Annotated in this window: 11 protein-coding genes, 3 pseudogenes and 1 riboswitch; of the genes and pseudogenes, 5 read left to right on the top strand and 9 right to left on the bottom strand. The window is 59.6% G+C overall.

Annotated features, from left to right (window positions below):
• From EN984_RS02675 to EN984_RS02640, 7 genes are all read right to left on the bottom strand, one after another.
• Window positions 1-604, bottom strand: a 604-nt coding sequence (locus EN984_RS02675; RefSeq protein ID WP_245480021.1) for a hydroxymethylpyrimidine/phosphomethylpyrimidine kinase, incomplete at its 3' end; no start/stop codon positions are given.
• Window positions 605-618: 14 nt separating this feature from the next.
• Window positions 619-1,224, bottom strand: a complete 606-nt coding sequence (locus EN984_RS02670; RefSeq protein ID WP_063169416.1) for a thiamine phosphate synthase — start codon at window positions 1,222-1,224, stop codon at window positions 619-621.
• On the bottom strand, window positions 1,221-1,994 hold the full coding sequence (locus EN984_RS02665; protein WP_024504259.1) for a thiazole synthase: 774 nt from the start codon (window positions 1,992-1,994) through the stop codon (window positions 1,221-1,223). The genes EN984_RS02670 and EN984_RS02665 overlap by 4 nt, the downstream gene beginning before the upstream one ends.
• Window position 1,995: 1 nt before the next feature.
• A complete protein-coding gene (gene thiS / locus EN984_RS02660) occupies window positions 1,996-2,193 on the bottom strand; it encodes a sulfur carrier protein ThiS (protein WP_024504260.1) in 198 nt (65 codons plus the stop codon).
• Window positions 2,162-3,163, bottom strand: a complete 1,002-nt coding sequence (gene thiO, locus EN984_RS02655; protein WP_063169415.1) for a glycine oxidase ThiO — start codon at window positions 3,161-3,163, stop codon at window positions 2,162-2,164. Before thiO ends, thiS begins: the two co-directional genes overlap by 32 nt.
• Entirely contained in the window at window positions 3,160-4,995 is a 1,836-nt protein-coding gene (gene thiC, locus EN984_RS02650; RefSeq protein ID WP_063169414.1) for a phosphomethylpyrimidine synthase ThiC, read from the bottom strand. Before thiC ends, thiO begins: the two co-directional genes overlap by 4 nt.
• 103 nt (window positions 4,996-5,098) lie before the next feature.
• A riboswitch (TPP riboswitch) is annotated at window positions 5,099-5,215 on the bottom strand.
• A gap of 317 nt (window positions 5,216-5,532) precedes the next feature.
• Complete coding sequence (locus EN984_RS02640; protein ID WP_082826710.1) at window positions 5,533-5,796, bottom strand: hypothetical protein; 264 nt, start codon at window positions 5,794-5,796, stop codon at window positions 5,533-5,535.
• 491 nt (window positions 5,797-6,287) lie between these two features.
• Here EN984_RS02640 and EN984_RS02635 point away from each other — a divergent pair, with 491 nt between their 5' ends.
• The 4 genes and pseudogenes from EN984_RS02635 to EN984_RS02620 all read left to right on the top strand — a co-directional run bounded on the left by EN984_RS02635 (window position 6,288) and on the right by EN984_RS02620 (window position 12,491).
• The gene (locus EN984_RS02635; protein WP_127248690.1) at window positions 6,288-7,625 is read left to right on the top strand and encodes a metallophosphoesterase; all 1,338 of its coding nucleotides are present in this window, start codon (window positions 6,288-6,290) and stop codon (window positions 7,623-7,625) included.
• Window positions 7,626-7,627: 2 nt separating this feature from the next.
• The gene (locus EN984_RS02630; RefSeq protein WP_063169412.1) at window positions 7,628-9,694 is read left to right on the top strand and encodes a hypothetical protein; all 2,067 of its coding nucleotides are present in this window, start codon (window positions 7,628-7,630) and stop codon (window positions 9,692-9,694) included.
• Window positions 9,691-10,746, top strand: coding sequence for a hypothetical protein (locus tag EN984_RS02625; RefSeq protein ID WP_063169411.1), 1,056 nt, complete (start codon window positions 9,691-9,693; stop codon window positions 10,744-10,746). The genes EN984_RS02630 and EN984_RS02625 overlap by 4 nt, the downstream gene beginning before the upstream one ends.
• A gap of 400 nt (window positions 10,747-11,146) precedes the next feature.
• A pseudogene (locus EN984_RS02620) lies at window positions 11,147-12,491 on the top strand (IS5 family transposase).
• A gap of 421 nt (window positions 12,492-12,912) precedes the next feature.
• Here the strand turns inward: EN984_RS02620 and EN984_RS02615 are convergent.
• Together EN984_RS02615 and EN984_RS02610 are read right to left on the bottom strand one after the other, a co-directional pair.
• Window positions 12,913-13,971, bottom strand: a complete 1,059-nt coding sequence (locus EN984_RS02615) for a class I SAM-dependent methyltransferase (protein ID WP_024504268.1) — start codon at window positions 13,969-13,971, stop codon at window positions 12,913-12,915.
• A gap of 57 nt (window positions 13,972-14,028) precedes the next feature.
• Window positions 14,029-14,250, bottom strand: a pseudogene (locus tag EN984_RS02610) (insulinase family protein); the annotation flags it as partial.
• A gap of 691 nt (window positions 14,251-14,941) precedes the next feature.
• Between EN984_RS02610 and EN984_RS38560 the strand changes: the two are divergent.
• Window positions 14,942-15,380: pseudogene (locus EN984_RS38560) on the top strand (hypothetical protein); the annotation flags it as partial.

Raw genomic sequence — 15,380 nt, 5'->3', positions numbered from 1 at the left:
ATATAGCAAGGCGCGGCGTGTCGAAGTGGATGGGTTCATGATCGGAGCGTAACAGAATATCGGCCGATCGGGGACCCGACGCGTGCCCACCCTTGATCAGCAGGGCCTGAGGGCCGACGGCCTGCAGTCTTTGTCCTTGTTGGAGCGCACCGTCCTCATCCGAAGCCGGTTCGGAACCAGTAAGGAGCGCCAGTTCAGGAAGGTTGGGCGTGACAATGCAGCAAAGCGGCATCAAATCGCGCTTCATGGCAGCGATAGCGCCTGCTTCCAGAAGTGCGCGGCCTGAGGTGGAGGCCAGCACAGGGTCGAGTACTGCCGGCACTTGCGGAAATTTGCGCAGCACTGCGGCAACGGCAACAATGATCTTGGCAGTCGCCAGCATGCCGATCTTGATTGTGGCTACGTCGTTGGCCTGTAGCGCGGCACACATCTGATTGGCCACCATGCTGGGTGGCGAATGATGGATTTCGATCACGGCGTCGTGCGTTTGCACCGTTAGCGCTGTGACGGCGAGACAGGTGCGCACGCCAACGGCAGAGATCGTCTCGATGTCGCGTGCTATTCCAGCACCCCCGCTGGAATCTGATCCGCCAACGACAAGCACATGCGGTTCTCGTCTCATCGCCATCGGTCCGTCTTTTCGATCCATTCTCGCGTGCGCGCTTCGGGGTCGAAGCTCAACGTGATGTCCGTGACCACTGCGGCGCTGTTGGCGCCGGCCTCAAAGACGCCGTCGAGGCGGTCGGGGTTGAGGCCGCCGATGGCGACCAATGGGATCGGCGCCACCCGCCGCTTCCACTCGCTGATCCGCTCTAGCCCTTGCGGTGCCCACTTCATTTTCTTCAAAGTGGTGGGATAGATCGGACCGAGCGCGACATAGTCGGGCTCGGCAAACATGGCCGTTTCCAGCTCGACATGATCATGCGTGCTCAATCCGAGCCTGACGCCCGCTGCCCGTATCCTCGAGAGGTCGGCCGTTTGCAAATCCTCCTGGCCCAGATGCACGAAATCGCAGCCTTCCTCGATTGCCAGGCGCCAATAATCATTGATGATGAGCTGGCTTTTGTGTTGGACACACCAGGCCTTCGACTTGCGGATCTCCGCGCGCAGCCCGGTTTCATCCATGGTTTTGATGCGAAGCTGAATCAGCTTGACGCCGAGCGGCGCCAACCTTTCGATCCAGGCGGCGCTGTCGACGATCAGGTAGAAGGGATCGAGCTTCATGAAAAAACGGCCCTGCCGACCATCGGTGTCGATGGCACGGCGACGTCGCGCGGTTCGAGCATTCCCGAACTGAACGCCTCACGACCGGCGTCGACCGCCTTACCGAAAGCACGCGCCATGCCGACCGGATCTGCCGCCTTGGCGACCGCTGTGTTCAGGAGCACGGCGTCAAAGCCGAGTTCCATGACGGTGGCCGCGTGCGACGGCCGTCCGAGCCCCGCATCCACAATCAGCGGGACGCCAGGGAAATATCCGCGCATCGAGCGCAGCGCCGTCATGTTGACCGGTCCCAAGGCGGAACCGATCGGTGCGCACCACGGCATCAGGACCTTGCAGCCCGCTTCCAGCAGCCGCTCGGCGACAACGAGATCGTCGGTGGTATAGGGGAATACCGCAAAGCCGTCCTCGCACAGGATGCGGGCGGCTTCAACCAGACCGAACACATCCGGCTGTAGCGTGTCGTGATTGCCGATCACTTCGAGCTTGATCCAGTTGGTGCCGAAGACCTCGCGCGCCATTTTCGCGGTGGTGACGGCTTCCTTGACGGAGAGGCAGCCGGCGGTATTGGGCAGGGTTCTGGCGCCCAGCGAGCGGATCAACGACCAGAATTGTTCGCCGGCCCTACCGCCCGCCATCTCACGCCGCAACGAGACGGTCACCACCGACGTGCCCGATGCCTTGACTGCATCGGCAAGGATGGCCGGCGAAGGATACTGAGCCGTGCCGAGAAGCAGGCGCGACGAAAGCTCGGTTCCATAAAGCTCCAACATGCTAGCCGCCCTGCATGGGCGAGAGGATTTCGATCCGGTCGCCGTCGCTCAACTGGAACTCCGCGCGGTTGGCTTTGTGCACGAGGTCGCTGTTGACGGCGGTGGCGAGCCAATCGCCCTCATAGTCGAGCGCGGCAAGCAACTCGGCCAGCGTGGTGGCGGCAATCTCACGCGCCTCGCCGTTGACCATCAGTTTCATGAGCATGCTCCTTGGTTCTGTCTTGACTGAAAACCAGGTCGGCAGCCTGGCGCGCCATGGCGGGGGCGAGGAGAAAACCGTGACGATAAAGACCGTTGATCGCGATGATCTCACCGTCTGTTTCGACGCGTGGCAAATTGTCGGGAAATGCCGGACGGACACCCACACCGGTTTCAACGATCTCGGCCTCACCAAAGGCCGGATGGAGGGCATGGGCGGCGCCCAGCAGCTCCATCATGGAACGCGCCGTCACCGGTCCGGCGCTCTGGCTTTCAATCATCGTCGCTCCGATCATGAAACGGTGATCGGTGCGCGGCACGGCATAAAGCGGAAAGCGTGGATGAAGCAAACGGACCGGCCGCGACAGCGAGACATCAGGCGTGCGAAGGATCAGCATTTCGCCGCGAACACCGCGCAGCCTGTCATCGGCCGCTGCCATTCCCATGCAGTCTATCTGACGGGCGAATCCCGAAACAGGCCGGGCGTCGCAGCCGAAGTGGAATTTGACACCCATGGTCGCAAGCTTGTCATGAAGTGCCGCCATCGCCGGGCGTGGGTCGAGGTGAGCCTCGTCGGGGAAGAGCAATCCACGCCGGAAGCGGCCGGCGAGGTCGGGTTCCAGGAGCGCAATTTCGTTTTCATCGACGCGCCGATGCCCTGACGTGCGACTGGCGAACCGGTCAAGCTCACCGGCATCACGCGGCGCGGCCACGACCAATGTCCCGGCCCGTGTCACCTGACCCGACAGCACCGCATCCCACCAGTCGGCAGCATCGCGTCCGAGATCCAGCACCGGCTGCTCCGCGCTTTCGCGCTCGCACCATGGCGCCAGCATGCCGCCGGCGAACCACGACGCGTTGCCACCAAGGCCATGCCGCATCTCGGCGACGGTGACCGTCGCGCCGCGGGCGGCGAGTTCGAAAGCGACGGTGAGGCCGGCAACGCCGGCCCCTTTGACGAGCACCCTCATGATGGTTTGGGAGCCTCTGGCACGACCGGTACGCCAGTCTCGTCCGCCTGCATGTAGAGATCGCCGCCCTCCCGGTATTTTGCCGCCATTGCCGCCATGCCTTCCTTCTGGGCCTCGGCACGGATGTCGTGGGAAATGCGCATGGAGCAGAATTTCGGCCCGCACATCGAACAAAAATGTGCCAGCTTGTGCGCCTCCTTGGGCAAGGTCTGGTCGTGGAAGGACCGTGCGGTTTCGGGGTCGAGCGACAGGTTGAACTGGTCCTCCCAGCGGAACTCGAAGCGCGCGCGCGAAAGGGCATCATCCCTGGTTTTCGCTGCCGGATGGCCCTTCGCCAGATCGGCTGCATGGGCGGCTATCTTGTAGGTGATCACGCCAATCTTGACGTCGTTGCGGTCGGGAAGGCCGAGATGCTCTTTCGGCGTGACGTAGCAAAGCATTGCGGTGCCGAACCAGCCTATCATGGCGGCACCTATCCCTGAGGTGATGTGGTCATAGCCCGGCGCGATGTCGGTCGTCAGCGGCCCCAACGTGTAGAACGGCGCCTCACCGCACACTGCGAGCTGCTTGTCCATGTTCTGCTTGATCTTGTGCATGGGGACATGGCCCGGGCCTTCGATCATCACCTGGCAGTCCTTTGCCCAGGCAATCTTGGTGAGTTCTCCAAGTGTTTCCAGTTCGGCGAATTGCGCCGCGTCGTTCGCATCGGCGATTGAACCGGGACGAAGGCCGTCGCCGAGCGAGAAGGAGACGTCATAGGCTCTGGCGATGTCGCAGATCTCCTCGAAATGCTCGTAGAGGAAGCTCTCCCGGTGATGGTGCAGGCACCATTTGGCCATGATCGAGCCGCCGCGCGAGACGATGCCCGTGACCCGGTCGACGGTCAGCGGGATGTAGTGCAGCCGCACGCCGGCGTGGATGGTGAAATAGTCGACGCCTTGCTCGGCCTGCTCGATCAGCGTGTCGCGGTAGACCTCCCAGTTCAGATCCTCGGCGATGCCGTTGACCTTTTCCAGCGCCTGATAGAGCGGCACCGTACCGATCGGCACCGGCGCATTGCGCACGATCCAGTCGCGGATGTTGTGGATGTTGCGGCCGGTCGACAGGTCCATCACCGTGTCCGCGCCCCAGCGGATAGCCCAGACCATTTTTTCGACCTCTTCGGCCATCGACGATGTGACAGCCGAGTTACCGATGTTGGCGTTGATCTTGACCAGAAAATTGCGACCGATGATCATCGGCTCGCTCTCGGGATGATTGATGTTGGCGGGAATGATTGCGCGCCCGCGCGCCACCTCGTCGCGCACGAATTCGGGTGTGACGAAATCTGGGATCGCCGCGCCGAAGGCTTCGCCGTCGCGTTGCAGCTTGCCGCGCATCACCTCGCGGCCGAGATTCTCGCGGATGGCTACGAACTCCATTTCTGGCGTGATGATGCCGGCGCGCGCATAGGCAAGTTGGGTCACCGCCTTGCCCTGCTTGGCCTTGAGCGGCCGATTGCGTATCGGAAATTCCGGTGTCAGGCGCTCGCCGGTGGCGAATCCATTGTCTTCCGGCCGGACGTGGCGGCCGTCATAGGCTTCGACATCGCCACGCGCCGTGACCCATTCGTGGCGAAGCCGGGCAAGGCCTTTTTCGATGCTGGTTTCGACTGATGGATCGGTGTAGGGGCCGGACGGATCGTAGACGGTGACGGGCGGTTCGCCGGCCGTCGGATGGACGGAAATCTCGCGCATCGGCACCCTGATCTGCGGGTAGAGGACGCCGGGCTTGTGGATTTTCCGCGAGGCGGGCAGTGGTCCCGTCGATACGGCGGGGGTGAGGGCATTCATCGTGAGGCTCCTTTGCTCATGCATTGGAGACCCAGTTCTGTGCCGGAAGGATGAAAAGACGCTTCTGTAGACCTGCTGCAACAGGACCTCGGGCGTAAACTCCCGCAAAGCGCTTGCACCGTCCCTACGCCAGTATGAACTGGATCAGGTTCAACGGGTCACTGCGCCGCGAAAGCCAGCAGTATCTCAGCCCCTTGCCGGGACTCCCCTGGTGAATGCCTTAGGTTGAACGGGCTGACGCTATCTTGTCAAGCGCATTCGGGCGCCTTCGGCCGGTGGCGACGACCGGCGGCCAGCCGGGCGGAGAGCTCGCGCATGCATCGGGGACAAGTCACGCCCCGTAGACCGGGGCTGAATGGCCAAAGCCTCATTCGCTTCGTGAAGGATGGAGAAACTGTATTGGCCATGTGCGCGTATCGACCAAGTAGCTCAGGCGGTCACGGATGTGGTTATTCTGGTCGAAGGTGACGAACGGCCTTGGGGGTCACCTCCTTTAGGATTCAGAGGTTGGAAGACGGCTTCTCGCGATCACGGCCATCAGGAAATACCTGTCTTCGGCTCAACCTCGACATGGCGTCCGATCGACCGCAGATATACAGCTATCTCGTTCATGAGATGATCGCGTTCGCCGTAGATTTCAGCAATCCTACGCAGCTGTGGCTCGACGGCCCTCCGTTGCGCTGGCGTGAAATCAGCATCGCCAAAGACGTATCCCAAGTTGCCAATCGCGCAAATTTTGCAGCCGGCGTCCACAACTGCTTGTACGAATGCCGGAATGTCTTTTTCTTGCATGGTCTTCATGTCGAACCTCTCGTGAATGGCGTGCTTGCGCCCCAATCTGCCTTTTCAGCGTGTCCTCTGGGCGGCGCAAGCCCTGAGCGTGACTGTGCACGGGCAACCTCGACTATCCCATCTGCCACGCTCTTTAGAATCGGTGGGGTCTGGTGATCGCAGGCTGGGCCACTCAAAAGCCTGCAAGAAGAAAGTCATGGCGACCATTGCTCAAGATCGCAAGGGTGCGTGCAAGACCTTCCGTTGGCAGTCATGCACGCTCGCTCAGAGATAGTCCGGCCGCGGAAATTCTCCCTTATTCGTAAGAAAGCTCATTGAGCAACTGGGCATTGAGCAACTGGGTCTCACGTCACGGGTCTCGTGTGCTTCACAGCCGAAAAATAGCCGCCGTGGCAATTCTCGAAAAGTGCAGGCTACCTCGTTAAGGACACTGCGGATGATCGTTCGCGCTTGGCAAAAGCGAACGGATTAGTCTATGGCTCTCGGCAGGGGGGCGAGTTATGCGGCGGGTGCGAATCCTTCAAGTAGGCGATATTCACTATCCGGACTGGCATCCTTCCTCTAGCAACATCGATGCCAAGGATAGCAAGTTCGCTCCGAAAATAACGCAGAAGCTACGCGCGTCTTCGCTGCGTGCCGTCTTGACGAAACTTCGGCGGCTGACGACTTCGAAGCCCTTGGATTCGATCGCCTTCATGGGGGATTTCACGAGCCGTGGCGACAAGACCTTCATTGCTTCGGCATTCCAGCATTTCACGTTGCTCTGCCGCGCACAGGGACGCAGTTCAAAGGCGCTTCCGTTGATATTCGTACCGGGAAATCACGATGTGAACCGTGATGACGCGCGCGAACTTGGACCGACTGAGAAATTCAGCGAAATGGCGAGTTTAGCCGCCCGCTTGGGTTGGCAGACCGTTCCCGTGGACCAACCCGTGCACTTCAGACTTCCGACAGGATCCGCAGGCGCAAACTTCATCCTCGTCAACACAGCGATAGGCAGTTGGGAGCTTCAAAACCTTCCCGCGTTCCTTCGTGATCGTCTCGAGGCACTCAGTCCTTCTACAGAGCCTGTAGATCTCGGCTCGCCGGACATCTCGGGACATTCGCCCGCGACACCTCCCAGCGATCCAGACAAGGAGGCGTCCGACGACGAGTATTACGGTCAGATGGACACGCCATACATCTCGCGTGAGATGCTTGCAGGCCTACAGGAATTGCTCCAGCAGCCCGACATGCGTTACGGCATCATAATCGGCCATCACAATCTGCTGCCACAAAAGACTCCGCGCATTACGCCATACGCGGAGATGCTCAACAGCGGATTTGTCAGAACTCAGCTGCTGCAGGGCAACAAGCCTATCGTCTACCTGCATGGACACATACATGCTGATCCGGTCGAGATCGTCAACGATCCAAGGTTTCCGGACGGCAAATTGATCTGCATCTCAGCACCAGAGATACAGTCAGGTTTCAATGAGCTCGTCTTCTTCACGACCGATCAGGGAGAGCTCGTCGGCATCCGACTTATACCCTACCGCACCAATGTCGCCGACGGGACGGTCATGGAAGGCGAACATTGCTTTATTTCGACCATGTCCAACGGCAAGGCCTTTCTGAACAACGACACGTTTGACCTGCTGCGCCGACTGCGCGACCATGCCACCAGGCGCGGGAATGGGTTACTCTTCTGGGACGAGATCACTGAGATTGCTGCCTCCGCCGAGCTCGGGCTAGATCTGGAAGACTCTCTTCTGATGCTCCAAGCGGCGCGCTTCATCGAGATAGACGGCCTCACCAAGGCAAACTCGGCTTGGCGCATTAAGGTAAGGGACGAATAGCGATGGAGAATCCGTTCGGCCCCAACAGGATCGAGTACGAAAGCCGCCCGATACTGTGGTTCAGTCAGAAGTCGGCGTTGATTTCTGCCGCCGCCAAGCCGGTCTTCGTCGCAGGGACGAGAGGCAGCGGCAAGACCAGCATTCTTCGCTCGCTTTCCACAGTCCATATTCTTGAAGACAAAAGTCTCTCGGACCAAGTCGGCAAGCTCGCTTGGTATGGCGTCTTCTTCCAGCTCAATGAGACATTCTCGCCCCTAATCGACAACGCCGTTCTGAACCTCATTCCGGAGCGGATACGCTTCGACACGGCCGCCGTGATCCCGCGGCAATTCGTAATCTTCTCTCACTATCTGGAGCTGAAGATAGTCGAACGCCTGCTCGAGAGCATCGGCCAGCTCAGACGCGACGGCCACTTGAAATACCGGGCCTCCGAAGATAGGGACGTCGCCCTGGCACTGCATCGCGAAGTGCTGCACTTCATACCCCAACCTGCCCGTCTCGACTTCTTCAGCATCGATGAGCTGCGGGGTGGGATAACCCGGTACGTCGACGAATGCTTCAACGCGTTCTTCTTTGCCGCCGATGCCGGAGCGACCGGCTTCAGAGCAACAGACCCTGGCGCGATCATTAACAAGGTCGCGACCGCGATCACTCCACTTTTAAATGGCCCATCTTTCGCCGGTGACAGGGCGCCCTTCTTCAAGATACTGATTGACGACTGTGAAGCACTGACACCGCTCCAACAGCAGTTCCTGAACACCTTGGTGAGAAAGACGCGCGGCAACGTGAAATGGGTCCTCGCCTACATCGGCGGCCTCTACGACACGATCCGGACGATCATACCCGGCCAGTCGCTCTCGAATGCTGACCGGGACGTCGAGAATCTTGATTCAGTCGATCCGAGGGAGTTCGCCACGCTGTGCGAGAACGTGTCGTCGCTTCGGCTGTACTATGCGCTTCCTGACCATCTGCGGAGTGATCTCGAGCGCAACGATGCGCTCAGCGCGTTTTCGCTCAAAAACCGGCTGGGGCGGCTTTCCGTCAATGACATCATCGAGCGGGTTATCATATCGGGTCATTCCGAGGGCAGAGAAGAGCTTGTGGCACTTGCTGATGCAGCACGTGAATTCCTCTCCGTGAATTTGAGGACGGCGGATCAGCAGCAATTCCTTCTTGATCGAAAAGCGCGCCCTTATGCCGAAGGGCTGGCGCTCGCGCTCATGAACCCGGAAATTAAGCGCCGGCCCATGAGCAAGGCGGATGCTTCAAATCTGAAGAGGTCGATCGCCCGGAAACAGGGATGGGCTTTTCTGAAAGCGTGCCAGATGCTGCGTCTGCATGACTACCCGTACGTAGGGCACCAGATCATCACATCATTGAGCGACGTCTGTATACGCGATTTCCTTGATATAATGGGAGAGATCTTCCGCCGCAGTGTTCCGAGTTCCAGTGATCCACGAAAACTGGTGGAATTCATCAACTCGGATTTACAGATTCATCTCGAACAGCAGAGACAGGCTGTGAACGCCGCCTCTCAACGGAAGCTTGATGGACTTCAGGCGCTTTCACATCCGTACGAAGAAGAGAGCGTGCGCATGGTGCGGGCGTTGGGTTACCTGACCGCTCGCCTCCAGACAGAGTTTGCCGAAGAAAATGCTCTAGGAACGACAGAGAGAGGCATTTTCAGGGTTGATCTAAAGGAAATGCGCTCGCTGGTGAACCGACTGGAGCAACCCAGCGGAAAACTGGACGAGGTCCTGCGTCGGGCGGAAAGGGATGGGTTTATCCGGGAGGTCTCCGCCGCCGGCAACTTTGAGGTGGACCGCGCCGACCCCGCATCGAAGGAGATGATGATCAGATTGCATCGGCGATTTGCACCTTACTTCGGGTTCTCCTATCGCGGCCCGTACGAAATCAACACAATCCCTGCGGCGCGGATGGTCGACCTGCTTTTTACCAGGCATCGGCTCCCAGAAGACTGGGCCGACTCGGTGTTTAAGGAGCTCGTCGCGCGGCCCGCACTCAAGACCGAATTCCAGCACTCGCTTTTCGAGAGCGATCTCGAATGACCGCTTCAACTGTCGAGTATCGAGTCTTCGGCCATCTGGCCGTCACCGAGAAGGCGAGAGATGCAGGTACCTGCGAAACGATGGAGGCAGATATCGCGATCGTCGCGCTTGGATGGGAAACGCGTTTCGCCGCGTTCGAAAACCATCTTGACCTGAAGGTCGGCAAGATCGTGGTTCTGGACTTTGCTCTGAAGGAAGCGAACGTCCCAGCCGTCGAAGAAAACCGGCGAAAGCTCATCGCTATGGGTACCCGATGGGGCGTCGAAGTGACTGTGATCACCCTCGAGCCTTCCATCGAGTATCAGAAGAACATCAATCTCCTCGATCACCTGCTCACTCAGATGGCCGCTTCATGTGGCTCATACGAAGGAAGCCTGCGGAAGGTTTTCGTCGAGTGCTCGACGATGCCGCGAATCTACATCCAATGGCTGATTGCGGTGGCATTCAAGAAAATGTCGATTCAGTCTCTCGAATTCGGGTACGCCGAAGGTATCTACGGGAACGCGATCGGCAAAGAGGATTTTTCCAGCGGCTTGGACCGATACGTCACCGTCCCTCATCTTCAAGGCAGCGGAGGAATGGGCGAAGAGAAAGTCCTGCTCGTGGGGATCGGAGGAGATGCCGACGTATTCTACGGATTGATCGATATCGTCAGTCCGGAACGGATCTCGCTCCTCGTCCCAAGAAGCGACAAGAATGCGCATATCGATGCTTTGCTCGATCAACAGGTGGCCAAGGTACGTGAAACCCACCGGCTCGAAGATGGCGAAGTTCGCGACATCCAGGCTTTCGGGCTGATGGCCCACCTCGATGCTTTCGAGACGTATCTCGACGGGTTCGGCTCGCGTGCGGTGGTGAACGTTTTTGTCAGCGGCCCGAAGGTTCAGGCCATCGCTGCTGCCGTGCTCGCCTGCTCCGACAGCCGCGTCCATCTCAAGGCAAGAATTCCCACCTCCTATGCCCATCGTGAAGTCTCAGCGAATGGGCGGTATCATATCTATAGGCTGATTGACCTGACATCCCCTGCCTGCAGCCTTCCCGGGACGTTCTGACACTATCTTGCATTCGAGTAGCATCATGGTCCCAGTAGCCGTTCCGCCAAGCCTTCAGCGCATGTTCGTGTCGCCCGATCCGGTCGATGGGGGGCTAATTCCCACTTGGAAGCTGCTCTACATCAGATCAGGGGGGAATGCAGACTGGCAGAATTCCGTCTAATTAGCGACTAGCTAAAACATATACTCAGGCGAGACTGTTCAGCATAGAAATAGTGAGTCGGCCGTGAACTATCCGCAAGCCATTGATCTGGCCTGTTGATTGAGGCGGATAGCGGCTTTGGAATTGCAGGATTAGCGGTTTATTGGGGCTGTTTTCCTGCAATTCGGTTTTGCGATTCCCTTGTGGCGCGGAGCGTGATTCACTCGGTTCGGCGGCGGCGAATCGAGGGGACAGCGAATGTCCAGGCCACGCGAGAAGCGCGAGACGGGAGAGCAGGACCTGTTCCGCTCCAGGCTCGACCAAATCATCAACATGAAGCACGAGCTGGTGCGGCTGGCGCAGGCGATCGACTGGCCGGTGCTGGAGGAGCGTTTCGGCGCCGTCTATTCGGACGGCCCCGGCATGCCGCCGCTGCCGACCCGGCTGATGGCGGGGCTGGCGATCCTCAAGCACACCTTCAACCTGTCGGATGAGGTGCTGTGCGAGCGCTGGGTGGAGAACCCTTATTTCCAGTATCTCACCGGCGAGACGTTCTTTTGCCATACGCTGCCGTTCGACCGCTCCTCGATGACGCGTTGGCGCAGCCGTATGGGCGAGGAGCGGATTATGGTGCTGTTGCAGGAGAGCCTCAGCCTCGCGGTCAAGACCGGGGCGATGAAACCGGCCGACACGCGCCAGGTGATCGTCGACACCACCGTGCAGCCGAAGAACGTCATGTTCCCGACCGACGCCAAGCTCATCCATCGGGCACGCGAACGGCTGGTGCGGCTGGCCAAGAGGACGGGTCTCCATTTGCGCCAGAGTTATGTGCGGGTCGGCAAGCTGGCGCTGATCAGCCACCAGCGCTATGCCCACGCCAAGCAGTTCAAGCGGGCCAACAAGGCGCTACGCAAGCTCAAGACCTATCTCGGCCGGACCATTCGCGACATTGGTCGCCAGATCGCCGGCGATCAGGGGCTGGACGCTGTTCAAATGGCCGCTCTACCAGGCCGCCACCGTTCTCGAGCAACGCCAGCGCCAGCGCGGCCGCAAGATCTACAGCCTGCACGCACACGAGGTGGAATGCATCGGCAAGGGCAAGGCGCATGCGCCCTACGAGTTCGGGGTGAAGGTGTCGGTGGCCACCACGCTGAAGCGCTCCAGGGGCGGCCAGTTCGCCCTGCATGCAAAAGCACTGCCCGGCAATCCCTATGACGGCCACACGCTGGCAAGCGTCATCCCCGACATGGAAAAGACCATCGGCAACGAGATCGGCCGCATCCTCGCCGACGCCGGCTATCGCGGCCACAACGCACCGCAGAGCCACAAGCTCAGGGTCTTCACCGCGGGCCAGAAACGCCGCGTCACCCCAGCCATCAAGCGCCAGATGCGACGGCGGTCGGCGGTCGAGCCCGTCATCGGCCACATCAAGAGCGAACACAGAATGGGCCGCAACTACCTCGCCGGCCAGCAGGGCGACACCCTCAACGCCATCCTGGCCGCCGCCGGCTACAACTTCTCCCTCCTGCTCAGGTGGCTGAAGGGGTTTTTGTCGCTCTTGATTGCCCTGCTTCAAATCCGGCCGAAGCCGGTCGCCGCTTAGGGCTCGGATTGTTCACGGTCGACTAGTGAGCACTCTCCAATATGTTAGGCTCTGTCGCAGTAGCGCAACAAGCTCAGTCTTTGGATGGGTGGTATGAGGATGAGACGACTGAATGTGTACAGGCTCAGTCTTTTTATCGAGGCTCTCGTTTTTGTCGTAAGCGCGTTCGGTGCGACGTGGCTTACCAGCTTTGTGAACGCGCCATGGTGGACATATGTGATTATAGCGGCCATCGCTATGGGCATGTTCGTCGCCGTGCGTGGGGTCCTTTCTGAGCCGCAACGTATGGGACTCTTGGCACACAACTCGGCAGCGACCTCTGCGTGAACCCAGACGCCTTGAAAATGTGCCCGATGCGTCCGGATTTTTGGCGGTGATCTTCATCAAATGCGATGAGCTGCAATTTCTGGCGACGGCCACGCTAAGGGCGGGCCTCCAGCACCATGTTGAACGGTGTCTCCGCGGCGCGACGCAATCGCTTGAAGCCGCCGCCGGTCACAACCTTGCGCAGCCTCGCCTCACCGGCCTGGGCTCCAAGCGCGAGCCCGACTTCCTGCGACACGGATGCGGGCGTGCACACGAAAGTGGAAGCGGCATAGTAAACGCGGCCGACGGGATTGAGGTTCGCCGCCAGATGATCATGCGCGAACGGCTCGACGATCATCCACGTGCCGTCCGGCTTGAGCGATCCGTGGACATGGGTGGCGGCGCCCGTCGGGTCGCCCATGTCGTGAAGGCAATCGAAGAATGTGACGAGGTCATAGGTTCCGGGATAGCTCTTGGCGGCCGCCACGTCGAACCGCGTGTTAACGCCGACGCCGGCTACCTCGGCCGCCTTGCGGGCGCGCTCAATCGAAGGGGCATGATAGTCGAAGCCGACGAAGCGCGAATTGGGGAAGGCCTGTGCCATGAGCACGGTCGATGCACCATGACCGCATCCAACATCCGCGACGTCCACGCCGCGTTCGAGCTTCTCGACGACGCCCTCCAAGGCCGGCAGCCAGGAGTCGATCAGATTGGCATTGTAGCCTGGACGGAAGAACCGTTCCGTACCGCGAAACAGACACGCGCTATGATCGTGCCACCCGACGCCCTTGCCGGACTGGAATGCCTGCCTCACCTTTTCTTCATCGAGCCACAGCGCGGACAGGAACTCGAATGCGCCTGCCATGAAGGCCGGGCTGTCTTCATCAGCGAACACCAGCTCTTGCTCGGCGTTGAGATAGAATTTGTCGCTCGCTTCATCGTAGTCGACGTAACCCGCCGCCGCCTGCCCGGAAAGCCATTCCCTTACGAGGCGTTCCTGGGTGCCGGTGCGTGTCGAAAGTTCGGCGGCCGTCATCTTGCCGCCTTCGCGCAATGCCTTGAACAGGCCGAGTCTGTCCCCCAGCAGGACTCCCGCGCCCGTTGCGATCGCACCGAGATCGCCGACCATTTTCCCCAAGAATGCGTCCAACTTTTCCTGATTCGCTTCAGACATCTGAATCTCCCTTTGGGTTCAATCTCTCCAGGCGACGGAGCCGTGCTCGTCATGAGGCGCCTTGAGCATCAGATGCTCGAAGACATGCAGATATCCCCGGCGGCTCATTCCGCGCTGCCGATCCTGCACCAGACCATATGGGTGACGACCGGCGCGGTGGTCGGGAATGACAGCCACCTCCATGCCGTTGAAAAGCAGGAAATCCGTCACTTTGCCCTCGTCGGTAACCGGCGGAGCCGGAGTGGTCGTCACCAGGGCAAGCCCTGTTGCAGCAGGTATCCTTGGGCAGCCTGTCAGAACATCGATGACTCCGGTTGTGGTGCCGGGGTGGGCGATCAGGGGCCAAGTGATTGTTCCGCGGCGGCTGTATGTTGTGGTAAGGTGATCATGCGAACTCTTGTTGGTCGGTCACGTGTTTTGCGGATGACCCGCATGTACTGTGCCAAATGAGAAAACCATTCAAACGCAATCCAGTAGATCTGACTGTATCCGACATTGTCGGAATTTGGACATCGCCGAACGCGAAGCGCTCGGGGCTTGTGACGATACTTGAGCGTGCTGCTTCGGAGGAGGGATGAGCCTCGAACCGGCCGCGAGGCCTTTTTCTGGCAACGGATATTCCGGCCGGGTTAGGCCGCGAGGAAAGCGACGGTGAATAAGAGGTAGAGGACCAACCGTTTTGAGCGGGTAGTTGCCGTGTTGCGCCCCCAGGCAAAGGCCAGCACCACGGAGCAGTATTTCTGGTGGCGATACTACAACGCCTTTTAGTGCCGGTTACCCGTTTTTACCCAGTTGGCCTGGTGCATTCAGAGCGAGCTCGTTGGAAACCGCTTATTGTGGCTATGAGCGAACTCGGGATGGAGGAGTGGACCCAAAAATTGGCAAAATGCCCCAGGGAGGATTACATGGGTCGCTCATTCCCCGTACTCGTTACAGGTGCGCGTCGCTTCGCAAACAGCTTGCTTTTGACTTGGCGTTTTTTGCCGTCTCGGCATCGCTCACTAATTCGGCCGCTGCCGACACCGTGAACTGGCGTCAATTCGAAGGGACCAGCATAACTTGGGCCTACGACATCCACCCCTATGCGGATGCTCTCGCTGCGCAATTTCCGGAGTTCGAGAAGCTGACCCGGCATCAAGGTCACGCCGGAACTCTACCCAGACGATTCTTACTGGAACAAGATGACGATCCAACTGACGACGAAGTCGCCAGCATGGGATGTGTTCGGCACTGGCATTCAGCCCGCGTAGGACCTCGCTCCGAGTGGCGCCCTGGAGCCGCTGGACAAATACCTGAGCGATTGGAAGCTTACCGATGCTGGATACGACTACATTACGTGGACATGATCAAGAAGTGCGCGGCTCCTTCCTTCGCGTCCGGCCGCAGCGCGATGACGATCGACTCAAATA

The sequence above is a fragment of the Mesorhizobium sp. M7A.F.Ca.CA.004.12.1.1 genome (assembly GCF_003997835.1).
Lineage (GTDB): Bacteria > Pseudomonadota > Alphaproteobacteria > Rhizobiales > Rhizobiaceae > Mesorhizobium.
The sequence above is the reverse complement of the archived record's forward strand: the minus strand, read 5'-3'. Positions and strand labels throughout refer to the sequence as shown.

Excerpts from the sequence above, each read along its gene's own strand:
- EN984_RS02670 (WP_063169416.1), bottom strand. The coding sequence starts at position 1,224 with ATGAAGCTCGATCCCTTCTACCTGATCGTCGACAGCGCCGCCTGGATC.
- EN984_RS02615 (WP_024504268.1), bottom strand. The coding sequence starts at position 13,971 with ATGTCTGAAGCGAATCAGGAAAAGTTGGACGCATTCTTGGGGAAAATG.
- EN984_RS02640 (WP_082826710.1), bottom strand. The coding sequence starts at position 5,796 with ATGAAGACCATGCAAGAAAAAGACATTCCGGCATTCGTACAAGCAGTT.
- thiS (WP_024504260.1), bottom strand. The coding sequence starts at position 2,193 with ATGAAACTGATGGTCAACGGCGAGGCGCGTGAGATTGCCGCCACCACG.
- thiC (WP_063169414.1), bottom strand. The coding sequence starts at position 4,995 with ATGAATGCCCTCACCCCCGCCGTATCGACGGGACCACTGCCCGCCTCG.
- thiO (WP_063169415.1), bottom strand. The coding sequence starts at position 3,163 with ATGAGGGTGCTCGTCAAAGGGGCCGGCGTTGCCGGCCTCACCGTCGCT.
- EN984_RS02630 (WP_063169412.1), top strand. The coding sequence starts at position 7,628 with ATGGAGAATCCGTTCGGCCCCAACAGGATCGAGTACGAAAGCCGCCCG.
- EN984_RS02625 (WP_063169411.1), top strand. The coding sequence starts at position 9,691 with ATGACCGCTTCAACTGTCGAGTATCGAGTCTTCGGCCATCTGGCCGTC.
- EN984_RS02665 (WP_024504259.1), bottom strand. The coding sequence starts at position 1,994 with ATGTTGGAGCTTTATGGAACCGAGCTTTCGTCGCGCCTGCTTCTCGGC.
- EN984_RS02635 (WP_127248690.1), top strand. The coding sequence starts at position 6,288 with ATGCGGCGGGTGCGAATCCTTCAAGTAGGCGATATTCACTATCCGGAC.